The organism is Paenibacillus sp. USHLN196, from assembly GCF_037144955.1.
GTDB lineage: Bacteria > Bacillota > Bacilli > Paenibacillales > Paenibacillaceae > Paenibacillus > Paenibacillus xylanexedens_C.
In genome coordinates this window covers 571886-596777 of the sequence record NZ_JBBCYH010000003.1, presented here as the reverse complement: position 1 = coordinate 596777, position 24892 = coordinate 571886, and the positions used below count along the sequence as shown (strand labels likewise).

The 24892-nt window shown below is 44.1% G+C and carries 22 protein-coding genes and 1 pseudogene; 4 read left to right on the top strand and 19 right to left on the bottom strand.

What is annotated here, in order from left to right:
* Positions 1-13: 13 nt before the first annotated feature.
* The 7 genes from rbsB to WFI24_RS09360 form a co-directional block, all read right to left on the bottom strand.
* Complete coding sequence (gene rbsB / locus WFI24_RS09390; protein WP_145317294.1) at positions 14-946, bottom strand: ribose ABC transporter substrate-binding protein RbsB; 933 nt, start codon at positions 944-946, stop codon at positions 14-16.
* Positions 947-960: 14 nt separating this feature from the next.
* Positions 961-1923, bottom strand: coding sequence for an ABC transporter permease subunit (locus tag WFI24_RS09385; protein ID WP_442956207.1), 963 nt, complete (start codon positions 1921-1923; stop codon positions 961-963).
* 10 nt (positions 1924-1933) lie between these two features.
* The gene (locus tag WFI24_RS09380; RefSeq protein ID WP_336760290.1) at positions 1934-3415 is read right to left on the bottom strand and encodes a sugar ABC transporter ATP-binding protein; all 1482 of its coding nucleotides are present in this window, start codon (positions 3413-3415) and stop codon (positions 1934-1936) included.
* 14 nt (positions 3416-3429) lie between these two features.
* Positions 3430-3831, bottom strand: a complete 402-nt coding sequence (rbsD, locus tag WFI24_RS09375) for a D-ribose pyranase (protein ID WP_336760139.1) — start codon at positions 3829-3831, stop codon at positions 3430-3432.
* Positions 3831-4709, bottom strand: coding sequence for a ribokinase (gene rbsK, locus WFI24_RS09370; protein ID WP_336760137.1), 879 nt, complete (start codon positions 4707-4709; stop codon positions 3831-3833). The genes rbsD and rbsK overlap by 1 nt, the downstream gene beginning before the upstream one ends.
* Entirely contained in the window at positions 4702-5691 is a 990-nt protein-coding gene (locus tag WFI24_RS09365) for a LacI family DNA-binding transcriptional regulator (RefSeq protein ID WP_336760135.1), read from the bottom strand. The genes rbsK and WFI24_RS09365 overlap by 8 nt, the downstream gene beginning before the upstream one ends.
* 244 nt (positions 5692-5935) lie before the next feature.
* The gene (locus WFI24_RS09360; RefSeq protein ID WP_336760134.1) at positions 5936-6349 is read right to left on the bottom strand and encodes a cupin domain-containing protein; all 414 of its coding nucleotides are present in this window, start codon (positions 6347-6349) and stop codon (positions 5936-5938) included.
* 497 nt (positions 6350-6846) lie between these two features.
* Between WFI24_RS09360 and WFI24_RS09355 the strand changes: the two genes are divergently transcribed.
* Entirely contained in the window at positions 6847-7815 is a 969-nt protein-coding gene (locus tag WFI24_RS09355) for a DMT family transporter (protein ID WP_336760132.1), read from the top strand.
* Between the two features lie 119 nt (positions 7816-7934).
* On the opposite strand, the gene WFI24_RS09350 is transcribed toward WFI24_RS09355, so the two are convergent.
* The 6 genes from WFI24_RS09350 to WFI24_RS09325 form a co-directional block, all read right to left on the bottom strand.
* On the bottom strand, positions 7935-8918 hold the full coding sequence (locus tag WFI24_RS09350; protein ID WP_336760131.1) for a DUF4309 domain-containing protein: 984 nt from the start codon (positions 8916-8918) through the stop codon (positions 7935-7937).
* A 317-nt stretch (positions 8919-9235) separates the two neighbouring features.
* On the bottom strand, positions 9236-10369 hold the full coding sequence (locus tag WFI24_RS09345) for a serine hydrolase domain-containing protein (RefSeq protein WP_336760130.1): 1134 nt from the start codon (positions 10367-10369) through the stop codon (positions 9236-9238).
* 188 nt (positions 10370-10557) lie between these two features.
* Complete coding sequence (locus tag WFI24_RS09340; protein WP_145317342.1) at positions 10558-10746, bottom strand: hypothetical protein; 189 nt, start codon at positions 10744-10746, stop codon at positions 10558-10560.
* Between the two features lie 37 nt (positions 10747-10783).
* Positions 10784-11005 carry a small acid-soluble spore protein Tlp gene (gene tlp, locus WFI24_RS09335; protein ID WP_336760127.1) on the bottom strand — a complete coding sequence of 74 codons (222 nt, stop codon included), beginning with the start codon at positions 11003-11005 and terminating at the stop codon, positions 10784-10786.
* A 370-nt stretch (positions 11006-11375) separates the two neighbouring features.
* Positions 11376-12248, bottom strand: coding sequence for a YitT family protein (locus WFI24_RS09330; protein WP_076212058.1), 873 nt, complete (start codon positions 12246-12248; stop codon positions 11376-11378).
* 90 nt (positions 12249-12338) lie between these two features.
* Entirely contained in the window at positions 12339-12695 is a 357-nt protein-coding gene (locus tag WFI24_RS09325) for a MerR family transcriptional regulator (protein ID WP_336760124.1), read from the bottom strand.
* A gap of 111 nt (positions 12696-12806) precedes the next feature.
* Between WFI24_RS09325 and WFI24_RS09320 the strand changes: the two are divergent.
* Positions 12807-13578: pseudogene (locus WFI24_RS09320) on the top strand (SDR family NAD(P)-dependent oxidoreductase).
* A gap of 168 nt (positions 13579-13746) precedes the next feature.
* Here WFI24_RS09320 and nspC read toward each other — a convergent pair.
* From nspC to WFI24_RS09300, 4 genes are all read right to left on the bottom strand, one after another.
* Positions 13747-14874: a carboxynorspermidine decarboxylase gene (nspC, locus tag WFI24_RS09315; protein WP_336760122.1), complete on the bottom strand. Its 1128-nt coding sequence runs from the start codon at positions 14872-14874 to the stop codon at positions 13747-13749.
* 1 nt (position 14875) lies between these two features.
* Positions 14876-16114: a saccharopine dehydrogenase family protein gene (locus tag WFI24_RS09310; protein WP_336760121.1), complete on the bottom strand. Its 1239-nt coding sequence runs from the start codon at positions 16112-16114 to the stop codon at positions 14876-14878.
* Positions 16115-16922: 808 nt separating this feature from the next.
* Positions 16923-18182: a cytochrome P450 family protein gene (locus WFI24_RS09305; protein ID WP_336760119.1), complete on the bottom strand. Its 1260-nt coding sequence runs from the start codon at positions 18180-18182 to the stop codon at positions 16923-16925.
* Positions 18183-18392: 210 nt separating this feature from the next.
* The gene (locus WFI24_RS09300) at positions 18393-19286 is read right to left on the bottom strand and encodes a TetR/AcrR family transcriptional regulator (protein ID WP_336760117.1); all 894 of its coding nucleotides are present in this window, start codon (positions 19284-19286) and stop codon (positions 18393-18395) included.
* A gap of 230 nt (positions 19287-19516) precedes the next feature.
* On the opposite strand from WFI24_RS09300, the gene WFI24_RS09295 reads away from it, so the two are divergent.
* The gene (locus tag WFI24_RS09295) at positions 19517-20167 is read left to right on the top strand and encodes a TetR/AcrR family transcriptional regulator (RefSeq protein WP_336760115.1); all 651 of its coding nucleotides are present in this window, start codon (positions 19517-19519) and stop codon (positions 20165-20167) included.
* Positions 20168-20187: 20 nt separating this feature from the next.
* On the top strand, positions 20188-22512 hold the full coding sequence (locus WFI24_RS09290) for an MMPL family transporter (protein WP_336760113.1): 2325 nt from the start codon (positions 20188-20190) through the stop codon (positions 22510-22512).
* A gap of 95 nt (positions 22513-22607) precedes the next feature.
* Here WFI24_RS09290 and WFI24_RS09285 read toward each other — a convergent pair whose 3' ends face one another.
* Both WFI24_RS09285 and WFI24_RS09280 read right to left on the bottom strand, forming a co-directional pair.
* Positions 22608-23363: a gamma-glutamyl-gamma-aminobutyrate hydrolase family protein gene (locus WFI24_RS09285; protein ID WP_336760112.1), complete on the bottom strand. Its 756-nt coding sequence runs from the start codon at positions 23361-23363 to the stop codon at positions 22608-22610.
* Between the two features lie 207 nt (positions 23364-23570).
* Positions 23571-24770, bottom strand: a complete 1200-nt coding sequence (locus WFI24_RS09280; RefSeq protein WP_336760111.1) for an MFS transporter — start codon at positions 24768-24770, stop codon at positions 23571-23573.
* Between the last annotated feature and the right edge of the window lie 122 nt (positions 24771-24892).

Below are 24892 nucleotides of genomic sequence, written 5' to 3'. Positions count from 1 at the left end.
GTTTTATGATGATTTACTCGTTCACATTTTCCTTGGTTACCAGTTTCAATTCAGCGGGGATCGATGGCTCCACCTGCTTACCACTGAGCACATCCAGAGCCGCTTGCAATGCCAATTCGCCAATCAGTACGGGCTGCTGAGCGACCGTAGCCGTCAACTTTCCATCCTGAATGGATTTGATTGCATCGTCATTGCCGTCAAATCCGATGACCGGAATGTCTTTACCCGAGCTTTGGATCGCTTCAATCGCACCAAGTGCCATCTCGTCATTATGAGCAAATACAGCCTGTACGTCAGGATTACCCTGAAGCAGGTTCTCCATGACATTTAATCCTTTGGACCGATCGAAATCAGCAGACTGTTTGGAAACCACATCGAGTTTCTGGTCAGCCACTTCATGGAAGCCTTTACCCCGCTCTCTTGTTGCGGAAGCCCCAGGCACACCCTCAAGTTCAATAACTTTTGCTCCTTCACCCAGTTGTTCCACGAAGTATTCTGCTGCCATACGTCCGCCCTTAACATTATCAGACGCCACTAATGCCGCTACTTCGCCTTTATCTGCGGAGCGATCCAGCGTGATCACGGGAATGCCCACACTGTTAGCGGATTGAACTGCTGTAGAGATCGCTGCAGAGTCTGCAGGGTTAATCAGAAGTGCACTAACTCCCTGTTGAATGAGATCATCCACATCATTCGTTTGTTTGGCAGAATCGTTCTGGGCATCAACCACGATGACCTGTACTCCTTGTTTTTTAGCTTCAGCAACTACCCCGTCCTTCAATGATACGAAGAATGGATTATTGAGTGTTGATATCGACAAACCTATTTTCTTCTGTCCATTACTTTTGGAAGGGTCAGGTTTCGCCCATTCGGGTGGCTCCAGAGAGCATCCAGCCAGAACAATGATCATCAGCATGCTTACGAGTGTTAAAGTCCACTTTTTCATATTCGCTTCTCTCCTTATGCTGTTTTCTTGCGGTCCAACAGGACAGCAATAGCAATTACGACGCCTTTCACAACCATTTGGTAAAAGGAGTTTACTTCGAGCAAGTTCAATCCGTTATTCAATACGCCGATAATCAGAACACCGATCAGTGTACCGACGATACGTCCGCGTCCTCCAGCGAGGCTTGTGCCACCCAATACAACGGCTGCGATGGCATCCAGCTCATAGGATGTGCCTGCTGTTGGTTGTGCTGAGTTCAAACGCGATGTCAGAATTGCACCCGCCAGAGCAGCGAGCATACCTGTCAGGGAGTAAATCATAATTTTCACGCGATTTACTTTGATACCCGAGATAATGGAAGCTTTCTCATTACCGCCAATAGCGTACGTTTTGCGGCCAAAAGCCGTTTTATGCAAAATAATCCACAGAATCATGAAGGTAATCAGCATGGTGATCGCAGGTACCGGAATGCCCAGCAGGTAACCGCGGCCAAACAGTTGGAACAACAGATTATCGCCGAGTCCTGTAATTGGATTACCATTCGTGTACACCAATGTTAATCCCCTGAATATGGTCATGGTAGCGAGTGTAGCGATAAACGGAGCCATTTTCCCTTTGGTAATCATTAGTCCGTTCACCATACCCATGACACCACCGAGCGCTACACCGATAATGATTGACAAGATTGGATCCAGGCCGGACAACATCATATTCGCTACAAAAGCACTGGATAAAGCCAGGATCGAGCCGACCGACAAGTCGATTCCGCCCGTCAGGATAACAAACGTCATACCGAAGGCAATCAGTGCATTAATCGAAACTTGCCGTAATAAATTCAAAATATTAAGCGGTTCCAAGAAACTTGGATTCAACACCGATACGATGAGAATAAGAATGATCAAGCCGAGTAGCGGTCCCAATTTTTGTATCACATTTGAGAAACGGAAGCCGCTTTTAGCCGTTTTGTTTTCCTGCATTGTTGTCATATCACTGTCCCCCTGTGGCCAATGTCATAATGTTCTCTTGTGTTGCTTCTTCCCTCGAAACCTCACCGCTGATGTGCCCTTCATGTACAACCGCAATTCGGTCACTCATGCCAAGCACTTCAGGCAGCTCTGACGATACCATGATGATGGCGACACCTCGGTCTGTCAGCTCATTCATCAATTCATAGATTTCTCGCTTCGCGCCGACATCCACTCCTCGAGTAGGTTCATCCAGAATTAGTACACTTGGACCGATCCCAACCCATTTGGCGATAACCACCTTCTGCTGGTTGCCCCCGGACAGATTCCTTGCTGCCGTTTCTGAGGATTGTGTTTTAATCTGTAGACGTTTGATCAGTGTATCTACGAATTCTTGTTCTTTTGGAGCAGATATGAAGCCTCTGCTTGAGAAACTGAACAGATTCGGCAACGCCATATTCTCGCGAATCGAGAAATCTAATACCAGGCCCTCATCCTTGCGGTCTTCTGTGATAAACCCAATACCATGTTTCACGGCATCGGCCGGTTTACGGATGTTCGCCTTTTTGCCACGAATGAAGATTTCACCGCTATCCAACGTATCCAAACCGAAGATTGTTCTCATAATCTCTGTCCGTCCAGAACCCATAAGTCCTGAGAAACCGAGTATTTCTCCTGCTCTTACAGTGAAGTTGATATTCTCGAATAACCCTTTGCTGCTTGCATTCCTTACTTCCAGAACGACATCACCATAAGAAGGTTTCCGAACGGGATAACGTTCCGTAAGTTCACGACCTACCATTTTTCGCACCACTTCATCAAAGCTTGTCTGTGGAATGGGCTGGGTGTCTACCGTTCTGCCATCACGCATAATGGTAATCCGGTCACAGATCGTGAATATCTCCTCCATGCGGTGAGAAATATACACAATGGATACTCCGTTTTTCTTTAGCGAGGTAATTACACCAAACAGCTTCTGTATCTCACGCTCCGTGAGAGCTGCCGTTGGTTCGTCCATAATGATGACCTTGGCATCCGTCATGAGTGCTTTTGCGATTTCGATCATCTGTTGCTGCCCAACGGAGCACTCTCCAGCAGGACTTTCGAGCGGAATGTCTACGGAAAGCTTCGCAAACTGTTCTTTGGCGAGCGCTTTCATCTGTCTAGTGTTGAGCAATCCGAAGGATGACGTCAGTTCTTTACCGATGAATAGATTATCCAGCACCGTCATTTCAGGCCATACGTTCAGCTCCTGATGGATAAATGTGATACCCAGCTTCTCTGCTTCCTTCGGACTTACAAAATAGTTTTCTTCACCGTCTATGGTGATGGTTCCCTGATCTCGCTGATGGAGACCAATCAGAATGTTCATCAATGTGGATTTGCCGGCTCCATTCTCCCCCATCAAGGCATGAACCTCACCATCTTTTAGTTCAAAATCCACTCCGCTCAGCACCTGATTGGTGCCAAATGCCTTATGAATGTTTTGCATCTGAATGTGCATCATGCAACCTCCTTTTAACCGAAATGGACTCCCGATTGTAAAATGCAATTGGCATAGGGTGTGGCTTCACCAGTGCGAATAACCGCCTTCACCTGCCGGGTTAATACTTTAAATTGTTCGTGGTTGATGGAATCATCGATTGCTTCTCCACCGAATCTCTCCGCAATGAATTGCATGGCTACGGGATTACTTTCATGAATTTCTTCTGCCACAATGACTCTCTCAATGACCATATCCTCAGCAATCAATTCCACCACTTCGCGGAAACTTGGTGTGCCCAGTTTGAGGGCCAGATCGATTTTGAGCACGCCGTCTGGTACGGGTAGACCCGCATCCGCAATCGCAATCATGTCCGTGTGACCCAGATCAGACAAAATCTTGGAAATGTGACTATTCAGTATGCCATTTTTTTTCATTACAAGCTCACCTCTACTTCATTACGCGTTGGCATGCCGCCCTGTGCTCCGAACTTGGTCACCGACAAAGATGCAGCCCGATTGGCGAAGCGTATACTCTCTTGCAACGGTTTGCCTTCAGCTAAAGCGACTGCAAATGCGGCGTTGAACGTATCCCCTGCCCCAGTAGTATCGACAGCCTCCACTTTATAAGTTGGGACTAAAATTTCTTCTGTACCATCATAGTAACGTACACCTTTACTGCCCTCCGTAATGAATAACTTGTTCGGATATTGACGCAATGCCTGTGCCGGACTCATGGCCTGAAACAAAATCTCGGCTTCATGCTCGTTCGGCGTGATATATGCGGCGTTGTCGATCACTTCTTGCGGCAATGTTCTCGCCGGAGCGGGATTCAGCAGCAGCGGTGTTCCGAATTCTGCACACAATGCGCTCACATGAACAACCGTTTCCTCCGGAATTTCCTGCTGAATCAGCACGATATCTGCATTTCGAATTACCTCAGCCGTCTCATCGACATATGCAGGAGTGACTTCACGATTCGCCGCTTCAACCACTATGATACTATTATCACCTTCTGCCAGAATGATATGAGCCGTTCCACTTTCTAAATGTGTAACCGGTTTCACATTTTGCGTATTTACAGCGTTTGCTCTAAAGTTCTCTAAAATATCTTTGCCATAGGCATCGTCGCCTACCCGGCCGATCATCGCAACCTCGCCACCCAGTCGTGCAGCAGCAACAGCCTGATTGGCTCCCTTACCGCCAGGGACCGTTTTGAAGCTGTCGCCAAGAACGGTTTCACCCGCCCCCGGCCGTCTTGACGAAGTAACAACCAAATCCATTGAACTGCTTCCTATTACACATATTTTAGCCATCTGATCTCACCTTTCTCGTAGTGCCCCGTTCGATGAAACTTACGGGCAACTGTATGTTTTTGTTCTCTATTGCAGCTTGTTCCACAAGCTGGATAAGTAATCCCGCCGCTTCTCTTCCCATCTCGTATGCTGGCTGATGGATGGTGGACAATGCCGGCGATAACAGGCTGCTCATCGGAATATCATCGAAGCCAATCACTTGGACGTCATCGGGAACTTTCCTTCCGATTCGTGATGCCTCGTGCAGTACTGCCATGGCTGCGATGTCATTGCTGGCAATGACCCCGTCTGTGTCCGCATACTTCCTGAATAATTCTTCAGCCCATATACTTGCCTCGTTAATTGAAAATGAGGTCGTCTGGATTACCCGGTAGTCTAGCCCGGCTTCACGGATGATTTCAATCGCCCCTTCAAATCGATCCTGAGCTGGTCTGATCTGTGACGGTCCTTGCATAACTGTAATCCGGCGACTACCGCGGTTGATGATCTCCCTTGCAGCTAGTCTTCCACCTTCCCTGCCATCCGCGTACACGGATGGACGATCCAGTGAAGTTCTGTCCAGAAATACCACGGGAATCTTCAGGTTTTCATATATTGAAGAATGAGGGTAGTTCGTTGAAGAGATTACACCGACCACGTTATTCTGGATAAACGTCTGGATGTAATCCTGCTCCTTCCGTTCATCCTCATCACTATTTCCGAATATTAATCTGTAATCCTGCTCCTGCATTCGATCCTCTACGCCGCGGGCTAACTGCGGAAAGTAAGGGTTGGCGATATCCGGGAGCAATAGGCCAATCAGTTTGGACTTGCGCTTATATAATGAGCGGGCCACTTCATTCGGTGAAAAGTTAAGCGCCTTCACAGCATCTTCCACTTTCTTGCGTGTGTCCGCATGAACATAACCTCTATCATTAATGACCCTTGATACGGTGGCTACGGATACGCCAGCCCGTTGAGCTACGTCTTTTATTGTTGTCATCAGATGCTCTCCTTCATGTGTAACCGGTTACAGACATTAAATTATCATATTCTTTTCAGTTTGACAAGCGTTTTCATTCTGGAAATTTCTCCAAGTCTATTGCCAAATGCACTGAAATACAGGTATATCTAAGCGTTAATGCCTATTAGACGTCTCAAAATTTCATGCTGTCAAACATAGAAAATGACGAGATCGTCAGATAACGCCCTCGTCATTTTCTTATTTCAATTACATTATTCACCGTTTATTTTTTAGCATTTCCGTACACTTCATCTGTCACAGGTTCTAACCACTCTGGTGTACCGGCAGTGATCGCAATGTGTTCAAACCAACTATCTTTAGCAGCTCCATGCCAATGTTTTACACCATCATGAGTCACAATAACATCGCCGGCTTTTAGGAATTGAGCAGGTTTGCCTTCTTCCTGATACCATCCTTCCCCACCTGTAACTAACAACAGTTGGAATCCACCACGATGGATGTGCCAGTTATTTCTGCATCCAGGTTCAAATGTAACATTACCAACACCCACATTCACTTTGGGATCAGCAACCAAAGATTGGAGATAACTTTGCCCTATGAAATATTGCGCAAATGCTTCGTTTTTTTCTCCTACCGGGAATATAACGCCATGTTGAACTTCCTCATGCTTTGTCATTTTATTTACCTCCATTATATTATACACATACGTGCGATATCGCACATTCGTGTATAATATAAGATAATTGTACTTCGTCTGCAAGGATCAAAAGAATCCTATTTCACGAATGGGTTACCCCGACAACCTCACATTATGGCAGAACAAGTAGGAATATTGTTGGAAAGGAACTTATAACAAAGACATCTCAAGAACCGTTTCTTCATCTAAACTTACCTTCCGGAGAACGGTTCATTCATTTTTTTGATACAACGCGTGTCGATATGTGATATGGTCAGTGAGGATATAAGACCGTGTCTTAAATCTCACTTAAGGGCATCTTTCACCGCCTTTTCGCCCCCTGCTGCGTCACTTTCTCTTGACGTACCCCGGTACGCCTGCGAAAAAGTTCCTTGCCTGGATCGAAAATTCGGCACAATCTGCTCCTTTCGGAGTTATAAGACACGGCCTAGATTCGTACATATATATGTGCAAGAAATGCGAGGAGAAGATCGAAAGTGATAGAGAGAAATACCCTTGAGAAACCGAGTAAATTCAGTGATCCCATTTTTGTCATGCTCATAGCAAGCCTTTGTTGTTTGTTATGGGGAAGTGCATACCCTTCCATTAAACTTGGATATATCGCATTTAACATTTTACCGGAAGACATTGCTTCCAAGTATGTATTTGCCGGATACCGATTTACGTTGGCGGGCATGCTGCTCTTGCTCCTGTATCGTATTGTTAGAAAACAGAAGATCCAAGTAACCAGGCCTCAGTGGACAGGGCTCATCATGCTAGGTATATTGCAAACCGGTTTGCAATATATGTTTTTCTACGTCGGCGTAGCCAATACAACGGGTGTCAAAGGCTCCATTATGAACGCAACAACGACCTTTTTCAGTGTTGTTCTGGCCCATTTCATCTATAAGAACGACAAATTAAGCAGAAATAAAATCGTTGGCTGCTTGCTTGGATTCGTTGGTGTAATCATCGTAAACTTCCATACGGATCTGCTTGCTTTTTCCTTTTCATTCACAGGCGAAGGGTTCGTGATTATAGCTGCACTTGTTTTTTCCGTTACAGCCCTTTATGCCAAACGTCTCACTGCTACGATCGATGTTCTGATTATAACAGGGGTCAGCCTGTTCGTTGGGGGACTGGTACTTACGCTGTTAGGTCTATTGCTCGGCGGTCGGGTCACCCATTTCACCCTGGAATCCACCAGTAACTTAATCTACCTGGCTTTGCTGTCATCCGTCGCATTTTGTCTATGGAATATGCTTCTCAAGTACAACAAGGTCGGAAGAGTGTCTGTATACAACTTCCTAATCCCTGTGTTTGGCGCATTGTTATCGGCTTTATTCTTAGGCGAAACGATTCTGGAACTGAAAAATCTGGCCGCATTACTGTTCGTGTCGGTTGGCATTTACTTAGTCAATCGTGTGCGTTCTGTGCAAAGCTCTAATAACACTCCAATAAAATAGACTCCCCGTCCACTTCGATGGATAACAAAAAAAGCCGCTAATTAGCGGCTTTTTTTGTAAGTTCGTATACGAATACGTTCAATTCTCGCGATGTTATACCTTAATATATATTTGTAAAGTCAATTAAGTCTTCTTCTTCCAAATAATTGAAAAACTATAGTGTGCTTACCCAGCTCATATACCATCTCATAACCACCCACAACTTCATTATAATATTCCGAGGTGGGTTTTCCCATCCATCGTTTCACATTCCATGGTGAGAGATACTGCTTTTCATTGTACAGCTGGATAACCGCAATACGTGATTTCTTGCTAAGCTCGTGCATGTATGAATCAAACCCGATGCCGAATTTAGAATAATAATAGTACGCTCCCCATTCCCCATTTGAACGAGAATTGGGTTTCCCCAACTTTTTTTGCATAGCTTGAAGCGTCATGCCAATCTTGATGTCCGTCCGACCTGGCAATACACCCTTTAAAGCAGCTTCCTTCAGGCTTTTCAAGTAAGCGCGATCGCCAACACCCGAGTTCGGCCAAGCGTCTGAACGGAGGTTACGTGTATCTTCCAACCGCAATTCCAATTTGTTCACATTCAGCTTAAACGTATCAACTCCATAGACGAATTGAAGGTTGTTGTAATTTTTGAACTGCACTCGGGCACCTGAAAGAGTACGAATTCCACCATCTCTGATCGCAGAGTAGGAATCGTCGATTTTTTTACCCTTATTATCGACATATGTTACACGGCGCAATTCCCCGGAACGAACAATATACGTTTTCACCTCATTGAAATTAGAAGTTCCCCAATCGGTGATCATCAGCATATCTGGTGTACTAGCCTCTTTGCTTTTCACAACGAAGTTCCAGGTTTGAGGCAAAATAATCGTATTCAGATCCAGTTTTGCTGCCTGAACAGTTCCGTATGCTGCACCTTTTTTCAGCAATGCTGCACGATACGTGCCTGAATAACTCTTGTCGCCTTTTTTATTGTTGGTCCAACCATTTTCTTCGGTCAGCGTGCTCTTCAGTTCATCATAAGCAAAAATATAAACGGTGTAAGCCGTTTGCTTGGCATCACGAAGCGTAAATGAAAGCCGGCTCATACTTTCGAGCTGTTTGGCGGAGATTTGCTCTCCTTTGAGTAAAAAAAATAACAATCTAACAGTTTTTTTTAATTTTAAATCGTGCACAATCTCAACATTCAAACAGGTACTTGCTAGCGTGTAATCTTGATCAAACTATGTAATTAATTTAAGTTCATGTTCAATAAGCATATCCTCCTACTAGTACTATTTTCCTAAGAATGATAACATACCCTTTCTAATAAAGAAATAACAATCTAATGAATAGATTTCGACTCATATAACATAAAAAAGCCGCTATTTAGCGGCTCTTAAAGTAACTTTGAATACGATATGATTTACAGGCAGGAGTAAACCACGTTACGTAAACGTCGTTGAACGTACGGCTCCTGACTGTTCAGCAGATGCTGTGCATACATGACTGTAAGCTCTGAATCCGGATCAATAATAGCCATACAACCAGCAGCGCCACTCCATCCAAATTCACCAATGGGGCTCAGCGAGCCGCTTCCTGCTTTGGAGATATGTGTGCGAACACCCAGTCCATAGCCGTATCCATACATATGATCCCAGGAATAATCCGCACGAGTCATCTCGTTCAAATGATCCGTCCGCATCAGTTCCACTGAAGCTTGTGACAGAATGCGCACGCCTTCGGGACTGGTACCACGCCCAGTAAGTGCGTTCAAGAAAAGCGCATAGTCACTAACGGTTGACAGCAAGCCTGCACCGCCGCTTTCCAGCTCTGTGCCTACTTGAAATCCGTTGCCGTCCATACGTACAGCCTTCTCAAGCTCATCATTATAAGCATACTGCGGAATCAAGCGTGTCTGCTGTTCCTCGTTCAGATGGAACGCTGTATCGTTCATGCCAAGTGGTCCGGTAATTTCGTCACGAAGATATGTACCAAAGCGTTTACCACTTACAACTTCCACCAAGGCCCCCAGCACATCGTGGCACATACTGTAGTTCCAATGCGTACCTGGCTCAAAAAGAAGCGGTTCCTTGGCAAGCGCTTTCGCGAAATCACGGGTCGACAATGTTCCGTCGGTGCTTTTTACAGCTTCCTGAATGCTTGGACAACCGACGTCATAGGAGAACCCGGCAGTCATGGTGAACAAATCGCGCACTGTAATGGCTCTTGTCGACTTTTCCAGTCGGATCTCCCCGTTCGCCATTGTTTTCTTTACCGTCATATCAGCATATTCTGGCAGATAATCGGACAACGGATCGCTTAACAGCATCTCCCCTCTCTCCACCAGTTGCAGCCCTGCCACGCAAGTCATAATTTTGGTCATGGAGTATAGATTGAAGATCGCTCCATCTCCAATCGGTGTTTTCTCTTCCAGATTGGCGTATCCATTACGATAATGGAAAACGGTATCATTTCGATGCATCACCAGCACCTCTGCCCATGGAATGCGCCAAGATGTAATGCGGTCAATAAATGAAGCAAGTGGTTTGAAATCCATATTTTCCCGTCCTTCTATGTAAAATCGTTTATCATTTTGCGCTGTGGTCCATGTTCCTCCCACAATCCACATACTAATAATATACGACCTTTTACAACTATTGACTACCACCTAAACTGCTTCAAAATGCTTTGCGCAAAATAAGCCGATCCATGAAAGGATCAGCTTACTTTGCAATTATTCAATCCTCAAGCTCGTTTGTTCTCAACGGACTTCATACGGTTCTGATCATCATCTAACCGATCATTACTAAATTCCTGCCCTGCTTCTACCTCTCCATGTCCGGAAACATTTCGGGAGAACTGGGTGAATTGCTTTTTGTGCTCATCTAACTCGTGTTTTTGTTTCAAAAGCTCTTGTGGGTCCTGTTGTGGCATCCATTAACCTCCTTGAAATCAAAAATAACTTTCGAGTTTATTGTTGATGTTTTGCTTCATCTTTAATTTCTTCACGAAAGCCGGAAATACTATGTTTGCGTCGTTCATTTTTTTTCTCGATTTGAGTCTTTTCGCGTTCCGGGATTTCATCTCCAAATTCCTCAAGATAATCTTCTGCTTCCCGGTAGTTCTCGATTGTGCTCACCACTGCATTCTGCAAATGATCCACGTTATCCTTGCGATTATCCGGTTTGCTCATAATAGTCACCTCCCAAAATGGAATCATGCAATATATCTGCACTACAGAAGTTTTCCATAAGTAAGCTTGGCTTATGCACTTCGATCAAAATCAGCCTTTTTCCATGATCCACAAGGTAAAAAGCTAAGTGATATTTCATATAGACGACTTTATTATTACTCATCCAACAATCATCGATATTCCCAAAAGTGATGATGAACGGATCACCAAAGCTGATCAGACATCGGTGTTGTCTATGCTGGGCCTTGTTTATTGATGCACTCTGGAATCGCCATTAGGTTTCCCTTCTCACACAAACATAACCTGTATAAAAAACGCGCTAGAGAGTAACTCTCTCTAGCGCGTTTTTTTGTAGTGAGTAATGAGTTACTCAGTGAATATCTTTCTTTTTGAAATTGCCGCCTCTTACTTCAGCTACATCATATACAACTACAAAAGCAGTCGGGTCAATTTCATGAATGATATCTTTAATTTTACTCTCTTCCATCCGGTTAATGACACAAGTGATTTCCTTGAATTGCTCATTAGAGTAGCCACCATATGCATCGGTATACGTTGCTCCACGACCTAAACGGTCACGAATGGTTTCAACCATGATCTCAGGTTGATTCGTAATAATTTTAAACGTTTTGGAGCCGCTCAAGCCCTCTTCAACAATATGTATTACTTTGGAAGCAATGAAATACGCAAGTCCTGACAAGATCGCACCTTGCAGACCGAACACGGTAGAAACGACAATAAATACAAACATGTTAAGGAACAGGATGAGATCACTTGTTCCAAAAGGTACTTTTCGCGAAAGGAGTACTGCTAACATATCTATACCATCCAATGCCCCGCCGTTACGCAATGCAAGTCCCATACCAAAACCGATGATAATACCGCCGACAACCGTAACGAGCAAGGTATCGCCTTCAATGATAGTTGGTACATGGTGCATCAGACTGGTGCTGATTGCCAGTGAAGCAATACCGATAATCGAATATAACGCGAAACTTTTACCGATTTGCTTATACCCTAGCCATACAAATGGAATGTTAATAATCCCGATAAGCATTCCTAATGGTAAGCCGAACAGCTGTGAACCGACGATACTCAGACCCGTTACACCACCGTCTGAGACATTATTCGGGATCAATATGGCTTCCAGGCCATATGCCGTTATAAATCCCCCAATGATAATTAATAATACTTTGGAGAGGATCTTCAGCTTGTTTGATTTTTGTTTCCTGATTTGATGCATTGCATTTCCCCCTTGATGAACAACCGATAAAAAACAGTCTATAATAAAAATCACTGTTTTGGCAATAGATCGTCATTGGTGTGTGTTATATCATTGTCCGATGAGCGTTCGATACGACGAAATTTTATGCTCAAGCATTTCATCTGCTGTGTTAAGTATGTGCATCTGTTTTTGAATCGACCCTTTATGCTCCTCCAGCAGCTTCAAACGATCCGCCGCCGTATGTTCCCCTTCCTGAAACAAGGACGCATACTTCTTAATGGTAGCAATAGGCATCTGAGTCTCTTTTAATTTAATTACAAATTGCAGCCATTTCAGATGCGACTCGTTGTATCGCCTGTCTCCACTCGCATCTCGGAGAGGAGTTACAATCTGTTCCTTCTCATAATAACGTAACGTATGTGCACTGATATGGAGCATTTCTGCCACTTCACCAATGGTATGCATGGTTAACCTCCCCTCCATTTTCCCGCTTGACTTAGAGTAAGCTCTAATCAGTATAATCAACTCGTGGTCACATCACAATAAATAATGAAATCAGATCCAGGAGGAATTTCCATGAAATACACAGTGATTACCGGTGCCAGTTCAGGTATTGGATATGAAGCAGCTTTAGCTTTTGCAGCCCGTGGCAAAAATATGATCCTGCAGCACGCAGAACCGATGAATTGGACAAATTAAAAGCAAAAGTAGCTGAAATCAATCCTGATCTGGATGTTGTCATTCGTACAGTGGATCTGTCCATTGCCGCTAATGTGCATGAATTCTATGAAAGTCTTCAGCCTTATGCCATTGAGACGTGGATTAACAACGCAGGATTCGGGAATTTCGCTTCCGTTGGCGAACAACACCTACCCAAGATTGAACAGATGCTTCATCTTAATATAGAAGCTCTTACGATTCTTTCTTCCCTGTATGTACGTGATTATGCAGATGTCGATGGCACACAGATCATTAATATCTCCTCTGGTGGAGGATATACGATTTAGCCGATGCAGTAACCTACTGTGCAACCAAGTTCTATGTAAGTGCCTTTACGGAAGGACTTGCGCAAGAGTTGAAAGGCAAGAACGCAGCAATGCAAGCCAAAGTTCTCGCTCCGGCTGCAACCGAGACGGAGTTTGCGAAGCATTCCTTTAATGTAGATGAGTTTGAATATGAGGGCAGAGTTCCCAAGTTCCATACGGCGGAACAAATGGCTGGATTTTTACTTGAGTTGTATGACAGTGAGAGCGTAGTCGGCATTGTAGATGGATTAACGTATGATTTTGAACTGCGCGAACCCCTCTTCCCTTACGCTGCAAGGGCAGCATCGAAACCGCAAAATTAAAACGTAATCGAAATCGAGTTGCCTGAATATCGGTAAACATTATCTAACTTATCGGCTACACATCATTGAACGTTAAAAAGGGAACCTGTCTCCAGGTTCCCTTCTTTGTATTTATAATCAATTCTATATATTCAATTCTTTATTAAATGCTTACTATATAATGAAGTATTATGCCAGCCTCATTTTGAAATCCTGATATCCGAATTCGCGAACAACTTCGCAATCGCCGTCTTTTCTTTTGACAGCAATCGCTGGAAGCGGCATGCCGTTGAATGTATTGGTTTTCACCATGGAGTAAATCGCCATGTCCTCGAATACCAGACGGTCGCCTTCTTGTAGAGGCTGATCGAATGAATAATCCCCAATTACGTCACCAGACAGACATGTTTGTCCACCAAGACGATACAGATGGGCTTTCTCGCCTACTTCTCCCGAACCGATCAGCGGCGGACGATATGGCATTTCCAGCACATCCGGCATGTGGCACGTAGCTGAAGTATCTAAAATAGCGATGTCCATACCGTTTTTATGGAAGTCCAGCACAGAGGTCACCAGATAACCCGCGTTCAGCGCAACAGCTTCTCCAGGCTCCAGATATACTTCCAGGCCATAGTCGTTCTGCATACGCTTGATGCATGCTTCCAGTCTTGGAATATCATAATCTTCACGTGTGATATGGTGTCCACCACCGAAGTTGATCCATTCCATTTGCGGCAGCCATTGTCCAAACTTCTCGACAACTGCATTCAATGTAGTCTCCAGATCGTCGGAATTTTGCTGACACAGCGTGTGGAAGTGTAATCCGGAGACACCTTCCAACATGTTTGCATCGAAATCCTCAAGTTTCGCGCCAAAACGAGAACCTGGAGAACACGGATCATAGATCTCGTGTCCTTCTTGGGTAGAGCATTCTGGATTGACGCGCAAGCCGATCTTACGGCCAGCTTGAAGCGCCTTATCCTTGAATTTTGCAAGCTGTGAAAATGAGTTGAAAATAATGTGGTCGCAGATGGAGAGAATCTCGTCGATCTCTTCTGCGCGGTATGCTGGAGCAAAGACATGATTCTCTTTGCCCATTTCCTCATGGCCCAGACGCGCTTCATACAAACCGCTCGCCGTTGCACCGCTCAGGTATTCTCCAATCAACGGATACATCGCAGTCATGGAGAATGCTTTTTGAGCAAGTACGATTTTGGCACCTGTACGCTGCATAACACCGTTCAGGATTTTCAGGTTTCTCTCGATAAGCGCCTCGTCAACAACAAAACATGGTGTCGGTAATTGCTCGAACCGCATTTTAACGAACAAGCTCCGATTCTTTAACTTCTTCTGGCAGCTCATCAACGAGTACCGGGTTGAAGTCTTCTACCCATGGGAGGCCCCATTTGTTCAACTCTTCCATGAATGGATCTGGATTGAACTCTTCTACATTAAATACGCCTGGTTTGTTCCATTTGCCTGTCATGAGCATTGCCGCACCAATCATAGCTGGAACGCCTGTTGTGTAAGAGATCGCTTGGGAACCCACTTCTTTGTAGCACTCTTGGTGATCACAGATATTGTATACATAATATGTTTTGTCTTGGCCATCTTTTTTACCTTTGAAAATACAACCGATGTTTGTTTTACCTACAGTACGTGGTCCAAGAGATGCAGGATCAGGCAGTACTGCTTTCAGGAATTGCAGTGGAATAATTTGTTTACCTTCATATTCAATAGGCTCGATTGAAGTCATGCCTACATTTTCAAGTGCTTTCAAGTGAGTCAGGTAGCTTTGACCAAATGTCATGAAGAAACGGATACGTTTCAGACCTGGCATGTTTTTCGCCAAAGATTCCAGTTCCTCATGGTACAACAGGTACATGTCTTTCTCGCCAACTTCTTTGAAGTCGTAGACACGTTTGATTTCCATCGGTTTCGTTTCGATCCATTCACCATTTTCCCAGTATCTTCCGTTCGCAGAAACTTCACGAATGTTGATCTCAGGGTTGAAGTTGGTTGCGAACGGATAGCCGTGGTCGCCGCCATTGCAGTCGAGAATATCGATGTACTCAATTTCGTCAAAGTAGTGCTTCAGGGCATAAGCGGAGAATACGCCAGTTACGCCTGGGTCAAATCCACTACCGAGCAATGCAGTGATGCCTGCTTGTTCAAAACGCTCTTTGTAATCCCATTGCCAGCTGTATTCAAACTTCGCTGTATCATGTGGCTCATAGTTAGCTGTGTCCATGTAATTTGTTTTAGTTGCAAGACAAGCATCCATAATAGTCAGATCTTGATACGGCAAAGCAAGGTTCATAACGATATCCGGTTTAACTTCGTTGATCAAAGCGATCAGTTCGTCAACATTGTCAGCATCAACTTGTGCTGTTGTAATTTTTGTTTTTCCGCCGTCCAGCTTGGCTTTGAGTTCATCACATTTGGATTTTGTACGACTCGCGATGCAGATTTCCTCAAAAACTTCGCTGTTTTGAACGCATTTGTGTACTGCCACGGAAGCAACGCCGCCGGCGCCGATGATTAGTGCTTTTCCCATTTTACATTCTCCTATCCCAATATGTATTTTTTTTAATTGGTTTAATACGATGACAACAAGACAACAAAAAAAGCAAGGTGAAAAATGCCCGCAATCGCGCATCATCACACTTGCTTATCGATATACATCATAAAAAAGACGTGAAGTCTCCATGACCAAAAAAGTTCACAAGAACTCCTTTGGCGGAAAGCTCCTTCATGTATATCAATATTGGATCAGAGTCTATATAGCAAATAATTCGCCTTTACCACTCTTATTGACCGTTTCACAAGTTGATGTGCAATTGCACTGGTTGTAAAGTAACCAACTTATAAAATTTGAGCTTTGAACTCAATCAATAAAGCAACGTAAGTTGCCAATCGGCGTTTGACCCGGCTGTCCGTATGGCCTTAACTTCCTGGTGAAGTGGTCAAAATTATCTGCTGGAAAGCTCTAATTCATATTGATAAATAAACTTCCCAAAATCACAGGTCTTACACTATCAGACGTTGAAAAAAAAATCAAGCAATAATTAAAAATTAATTTTTTTGTCCGAATGAGGACTTCTCTCAAACGCTTCTTCACACGCGATCATAATGTTGCTGCCAGCAATTTCCGCTAATTGATCATGTGCCGCTTATGCATTAAAAACTCATCTTTATTCATAATGTGTACCTCCACAACAAAATTTATGTACTTAATTTTATGTTTTGCATTAAGCATGTTCACTCCAATGAAATGCTTCTTGTTCATACCGTTCTATCATCTTATAAATAAAGAGTATGACGACAATTCGTCATACTCCAGTGAGACACATTTATATAAACGATTAGAATTTTACGGGCAACGATGCCAATCCCTGTGATGACAAAGCGGAGTGCCATTGAATCTCTTCCTGAGGAACACTGAGCTGAAGATCGGGAAGCCGACGTAAAAGCGTAGTGAACGCCACGTCCCCCTCCACCCGAGCAAGCGGAGCACCAAGACACATATGAATACCGTGCCCAAAGGCCAAATGCCGTTTTATTTTGCGTTCAATATCCAATTCTTCCGGATCACTGAATTGCAGCTCGTCTCTGTTCGCTGATTTCAAAAGAGGAATCACGACATCTCCCTTTTGAATCGATTGTCCATCCAGTTCCGTGTCCTGCGTTGCATAACGAGGACCTGAAGAAGTGGCAGGTCCGTTATAACGTAGCAACTCCTCCACCGCAGAAGGAACCAGATTAAGATCTTGTTTAAGTTGTTCCAGTTGTTCGGGATGTGTCAGAAGAAGATAAGAGCCGGTTGCAATCAGGTTGGAAGTTGTCTCATGTCCAGCAAATATTAATAATGTGATCATGGATATTAATTCATCTTCATTCAGTCGATCTCCCTCCTCCTCAATCGCAATTAATTGACTGATAAGGTCATCGGAGGGTTCCTCTCGTTTGTTCGCCACAAGCTGTGAGGTGTACTCTGCGAATGATCGCAAGTGCTGCGCTACTCCACGGTCCTGTTTACCAAAACCAAGACCTTTGGCAATGGCTTCGGACCATACATGGATCTGAGGTCGGTCTTCCTGAGGTATACCCAGCATCTCGGAAATGACATTGATTGGGAACGGATAGGCATAATCTTTTACAAGATCCATCTCTCCTTTTCCTTCGAATTGGTCAATCAATTTATCGGCAATCTCTTGGACACGTGGACGCAGGCTTTCCATATATCTTGGCGTGAACGCTTTAGAAACCAGACTACGCAGCCTCCGGTGATCCGGTTCATCAACAAAGAGCATCGACTTTCCTGTAAAAAAGGTCTGGGGTTCCGATGAACCAAGATCGTCTGAAAGATTCTTTCGAATATCATTGCCACGATCCATAGAGTTCATATTTACCGTGAATCGGGAGTGATCTTTCAACACTTCCATGGCTACATCCATACGGGTAACAATCCACGTCTGCCCTGCTCCACCCATAGGATTAGGAATAGGGACAACGGAGCCTTTGGAACGCATCTGTGCAAACATGGCAAATGGATCAGTAATATTTTCTTCGCTAAACAAATTAAATTCTGCTTTTTCAGATGTTTGGTTATTCGAATGATTCATAAAAATCTTCCTTTCGAAGTGAAATGTTTCAAATCTATGGAAATTTATGTGCATTCCGATTATATACTACTCGTATATTTAATATCAAATCTCACTATTAAAATTTCAATAAACAAGCGTTATAACAACCTATTATTAATAAACGAATAGTATATTAATTAATAATTTATAAGATAATAAAAAGAGGCCGGCTTTAGGCCAACCTCCAATTTAATCACGTTGTTTTACAAGTTCCAAATACCACCAACAGGTTTCAGTCAGCCTATTCGCTTCCGAGTGAAAAGCACTAGATTTGTACTCTTTGTGAAATGCTTGAAGTACCACTTCTATCACAGGAATATTTAAATCCTCTTGATTCTGTAATAACGCTAGGAGCCCTCTCGATAGTTGTTTCAATGGTGCAGATTCCTTGGATTTTTGAACACGTTTGTTGAACCCATCGAATTCTTCCAATAGAGTGTTGACGTCCATACCAACGTCATGATTACGCTCATCCGCATTCAGAAAATAGAGAGATTGAAAGTCAAAAATATGTTCATTTCTTTCGTGCATTGTTTTTAATATCACTTCAATATAGGTTAAAACTTTTGGAACCACTTCGCTCCATACCGGTTTTTGCGTATTTAGACTTCTTGCTGTGTTGGCAATCTGATGCAATATGCCATAACACAATATGGCACCTTCGTTGGCATATAAGCTGATGTCTTTTCCGTACACCTGAATCAATCGTGTAGACAACCATTTTAACTGAACAGTAGCCAGTTTGGCTGAGTTGATCTCTCCTGAATAAAAGCCAGTCCAATATAATTCCCATACTCGCTCTTTATTAGGTACAGACATAGGGATGGCAATCTGATCCACGAGCAGGTCATAATCGGATGTATAGTGATTTTGTTCAAGCTCTTTGCGAATGAAAACATCCTCTTGCATACGCTGATCAATAATCGAATATAAACAGTCTTCTTTCGAGCTGAAGAATTTGTAGAATGTTCCTTTGGATACACCCGATTGATCCAGAATCATCTGGATTGTTGTATTTGCATAGCTATGTTCTAAAAATAGAGCCAGTGCTGTCTCCAATAAACTTTGTTTCCGACTACTCATGTCCCGTCATCGCCCCAAGTTTTTCTATTGATTTTAACATTCATTCCTTTGCAGTTGAAGCATTGATTCGCACTGACCGTCACATAAAATAATTGCACAATGAGTAAATTTGCACATTGGGCAACTAATTGGTATGATAAACCTCACAGAGTGCATGCTTACGAGCATGTTCTTCATTAAACTACTATGACCATCGTCATTGGTGCTGGAGGTGAACGCATAAGCGGAGAATGATGATCAAACGAAACTTGCGACATTTGAAAAAAGAAGCGACTGAAAAAGCACTTGCTGGTGCTGCATTTGAACTGACTCTTGAACACGGACTCGATGGTTTTACGGTCGAAGATATCGTGCATCAGGTGGGTTGTTCACGTAGAACATTTGCAAACTATTTCACATGTAAAGAAGAGGCTGTAGCCAGAGGCGCAATATCTGTCCAGAATACAACGGAACTCGAAGATTTACTTACCGAAATGCCCGACAATGCCTCTTTGCTTGACGTACTGTATAACCTGATCAAGATGCAGCTTACAACAGAACTCTTAGGAAGGCTTCATCAACTAGTATCACTATCTCAAACCTATCCCGTGTTAGAACCACATTATCTTGGAGCCATGCACCGGATGCAGACGCAGGCACAAGATACCTTATTAGACTTATCTAACGGGAAATATGACGAGATCTATACTTATCTTCTAATCAACGCAGTATACGGAACGATCTTTCCTTTGCTTGACGGAAGGCTCAATGTTTTACTTCCTGGACAAGTTATTACTGAAGATACGAAGCCAGGTACTGTAACGTTCGATCAATTTCTAGAGAACATGTTTGATCATTTGCGGGCAGGATTCGAACATGTCAGCCATCCACATTCATCTTAGAGGGAGTGTAAAATAGAGAAATGTCTACATTATTATACAGAGTGGGGAAAACCGCTTTTAGCAAACCTGCAACCTTCATCATTGGCTGGGTATTAATTCTGGGAATTGTCATTTCCATGATCAGCATCAATGGTATTCACATCAGTTCTGAAATGAAGATTGAAGGCACCGAGTCACAGAAGGTTCTGGATCAATTGGCAAAAGAACTGCCAGCCGCTTCCGGCGGTCAAGGAAGTGTTGTGTTCAAGGCACCGGACAACGAGCGTTTGGATACGCCTGAAAATATGGCTGCCATGATGAAAGGTGTTACTGAAGTTTACGGATTAGACAAAGTCATTAATCCTGCGGACTATGCAGCTGAAGCAGGCAATTCGGGTGCAGCCGCTGAGATGGCTCAGAATGCACAGTCTACCGATATGGCGCAATCTGCAACAACCTCTCCTCCACCTTATGGACCTTTGATGGTGGATGGTGTTCCAGTGCCAGGCATGTTGATCTCTTCGGATGGAAGCATTGCACTGTTTCAATTTCAATTTACAGTCGAGCAATCTGCCATAACCCAAGATGTGTTTGATTCCGTTATTCATTCTGTTATGACGGTAGAGCAAGGAACCAACATTACGGTCTTGCCGGGCGAAACGCTCAAAACGGTATCGATTGGGGTCGGCTCGGCAGAGATTGTCGGATTGGTCATTGCTGTCATTGTATTGCTGATCACCCTTGGCTCTGTTGTTGCAGCAGGTCTGCCTCTGATCACTGCACTCCTCGGAGTTGCCATTGGGGTTGGTGGTGCGTTCTCCATCTCCAAATTCATCGAAATGCCTAGTGTCACTTCCGTCCTGGCTCTCATGGTTGGATTGGCGGTTGGAATCGATTACGCTCTCTTCATTGTTAATCGCCAGCGCCGAATGATTATTGATCAGGGCTTGAGCGCAAAAGAAGCGACGGCAAGAGCCATTGGTACATCGGGCAGCGCAGTATTTTTTGCCGGATTAACCGTCATTATTGCACTGTGCGGTATGCTTGTCATTGGTCTTACATTCTTGTCCACGATGGCTTTGGTTGCAGCAGCTACCGTGCTCATCAACGTGTTCGTTGCTTTAACCCTGTTGCCAGCTTTGCTGGGATTGGTAGGAGAACGGATCTGTTCCGCCAAAGCTCGTGAGAAAGGCGCACAACATGCCAAAACCGCTAATCGTGGATTTGCAGACAAATGGGTGAAATTCGTTATCAAGAATCGTTGGGCTACGATTATTGCCATCATCGTCATTCTTGGGTTCGCCGCAACGCCGATCACCAAAATGGAAATGGGCATCCCTGGCGCTTCCTCAGCGAATCTGGATACAACCGCAAGACAAAGCTATGACGCCATCTCTGAAGGCTTCGGAGAAGGATTTAACGGACCCCTTATTCTGGTCGCAGAGCCTAATCAATCTTCTGCAAAAGTTACACCGGAGCTCTTGGGCGGTCTGGTGATGGAACTCCAAGGTCAAAATAACGTTGCACAAGTCACACCGCTTGGTATGACAGAAGATTTGGCTATTTTTAGTCTCATTCCAAAAACAGGTCCTAACGATAATCTCACGAAAACACTGGTCACTGATCTGCGCTCAGCTGATTCCAGCATTGCACAGACCTATGATGTGAAACTCGGAGTTACGGGACTTACAGCTGTTAACATTGATATGTCAGCCAAACTGGCGCAGGTATTCCCTATTTATGTAGGCATCATCATCCTGCTCTCGCTGATCATCCTGTTACTCGTATTCCGTTCGATCATCGTTCCAATTAAAGCCACCATCGGGTTCCTGCTTAGTATCCTCGCTACATTCGGGATCACTACTGCTGTGTTCCAATGGGGCTGGCTGCATTCGCTCTTTGGTTTCGATACCGGCGGTCCGCTGCTTAGCTTCATGCCAATCATCGTGACAGGTATCTTGTATGGCCTTGCGATGGACTATCAGGTCTTCCTGGTCAGCTCCATGCGCGAATCCTATGTTCATGGTCATCGCGGAACTGAATCCGTTGTTCATGGGTACAATCAGGTAAGTCGCGTGGTTGTTGCCGCAGCAGTGATCATGGTCTCTGTATTTGCAGGATTTATCTTCACTGATGATGTCATGATCAAGCAGATTGGCTTTACCTTGGCGGTAGGCATCCTGATTGATGCGTTCATTATCCGGATGGGATTGGTTCCAGCCATCATGGCTATTTTCGGTGACAAAGCTTGGTCTCTTCCGAAATGGCTGGATCGTATTCTGCCGAATCTGGATGTTGAAGGCGAGAAACTGATTGCTTCTCTTAATGCAAAAGATCAAGCCAACACCAAGTCCGGGTTAAAATAATACTACGCTAGCATGGTGATATCACGAATCCATTCACCACGACAAAGACCTCCTCTGTTTGTATAAACAGGAGGTCTTTTTTTCTGCTCCAAATCTTATGCAATTATGTCTTCAATATGGATATTATAGCGTGGGGATTGAGCAGCATGAACAAACGCCGCAAATAACTTTTGACTATAATGATCCACAGTGTAACTGTACTCCGGATGCCATTGTACCGCCAAAACAAATGTCTGGTTCGGCATAACCACCGACTCAACAAGTCCATCTTCGGCAACTGCCACGGCAGTTAACTTATCGGATAACATCTTGATCCCTTGATGATGATAACTATTCACTTTTATCGTGTCTGCTTGCAAAATATCGTCTAGTAGATTATTTTTTTCAATATGTACATCATGTACAAGATTCGTATACGGCGGGTTTTGCTTATGATTAACGATCTCGTTCACATCAAGCTGAAGGCTAGTAGGAATATCTTGATACAACGTACCACCCAAAATAACGTTAAATAGTTGTAATCCACGGCATATGCCAAAGGCAGGCTTATCAAGCTCAATTACCTTTTGTAATAATATCGACTCCATCAGATCGCGTTCAATACATAACTCCCCACAGGCATCCTCTGTCTGCTCATGATATAGATCAGGATTGAGGTCATGTCCCCCTGTGAACAGGAACCCATCGAACTCATGAGCCAACGTAGCAAGGATCTCGACATCCGTTGTCAGAGGTAGCATGATTGGAATCCCACCCGCACCCTCGATTGCGTTCATATAATCCGGAAGCATCCAGTAACTTTTTTTGTCAGTATCATATAGAGGCAGTACACCGATCATGGGCTTTTTCATGGCTTTCCCTCCTAATGGATTCATTTTATCAGATCTCCTTATATATAAACTCACTAAATTGTTGCATTTTCCTACCTTTATCATCTACGAAGACGTTTCATCCGGAGTGCTGGAAACTAAAAAAACAAAGCCGCTGGAACAGCGACTTTGCTTGTAATTCTATTACCATCTATATGGATTCATCCATTTTATTAAAAAACATCTGATTTAGGCTGCGTTCACAGTGGTCACTTCGTCCGAATTCAATTGAATCGAACGTTGGCATATCCGGGTAATGACATAAGCCAGCAAGGCAAGCATTACAGCAACTGGAGGTACCCACTGTACACCACCTATATTGACGGCAATCCCCCCGACACCAGAACCTAGCGCTATTCCCACATTGGCCGCCACAGGCAACAGTGTAGATGCGAATGCTTTGGATCCAGGCGCGATCGCTCCAGACACATCAAACAAATATAACTGGGAAGCGGCACTCATGGAGGATGACACACATCCAATCAGGAATAGGAATGCCAAGCCGATCCACAGATTGGAAACGGCAAAACTCATGCCCAGGAAGAGGATCGCTTGGATTACGAAAAGCCGCTTGAGCTTGGGCAGGAAGTCACCCTTGGCTATTTTGGCACCAATCCAGTTACTCAGGATGCTGCAGGCACCATAGATCAGGAGTATGGCACTAATCCACTGTACAGGCACACCCATTGTCTCACTGAGGAGTGGCGTAATGTACGTAAAAACGACGAAAATACAACTGTTTCCCAGTACCGGGATCAGACAGGCGAGCAATATCTGCGGCTTCAAAAAGAGAGACATCTGATCACTGAACGAACCGGCAATCGTTGTTGTTCGGCGTGGCAGAATACGGAACATGAATACCAAAGGCACAAAACCTATGCATGCTGTAACGACAAAAGTCATGGACCAGCTCAGATGTTGTCCGATAAATGTACCGAGCGGAACACCCAGTACATTCGCGATTGAAAATCCACCCAGAATCCAGGCGATAGCTTCCCCTCTTCGCTCCCGGTTCACTGCGTCGCTTACGATCGAGATCGAAAGCGATATCGTAAGTCCACAAGCAACGGCCGACACGATGCGAATGGCCATCAGAGAAGAGAACGTTGTTGAGAACACGGTCAATAGATTTAATGCCAATACGATCGCGAATCCAATCAATATGGAGCTTCTTCTGGATATTTTGGCCAAGAAGGCTACGGCAAATGGGGTACCCACTGCGTATGCAATAGCAAAACCGGAGACGAGCATGCCTGCGGCAGCAAGCGATACTTTCATGTAACTTTCAATTTCCTTCAACACACCCACGATGACATACTCGGTTGTTCCCAGCACAAAGCTAACAAGCGTAAGCGTTAAAATAAGTAGGTTCTCTCTATTTCTAGTCATAAATCAATACTCACTAATCCTTTCTATTGTTGCAAGCGCTTCAATTCTTTTTACGATCAGTAATCATGTATTTTCTGCTTTCCCATCCCTTCACTTTCGATATATAGTTACATTTTGGATAG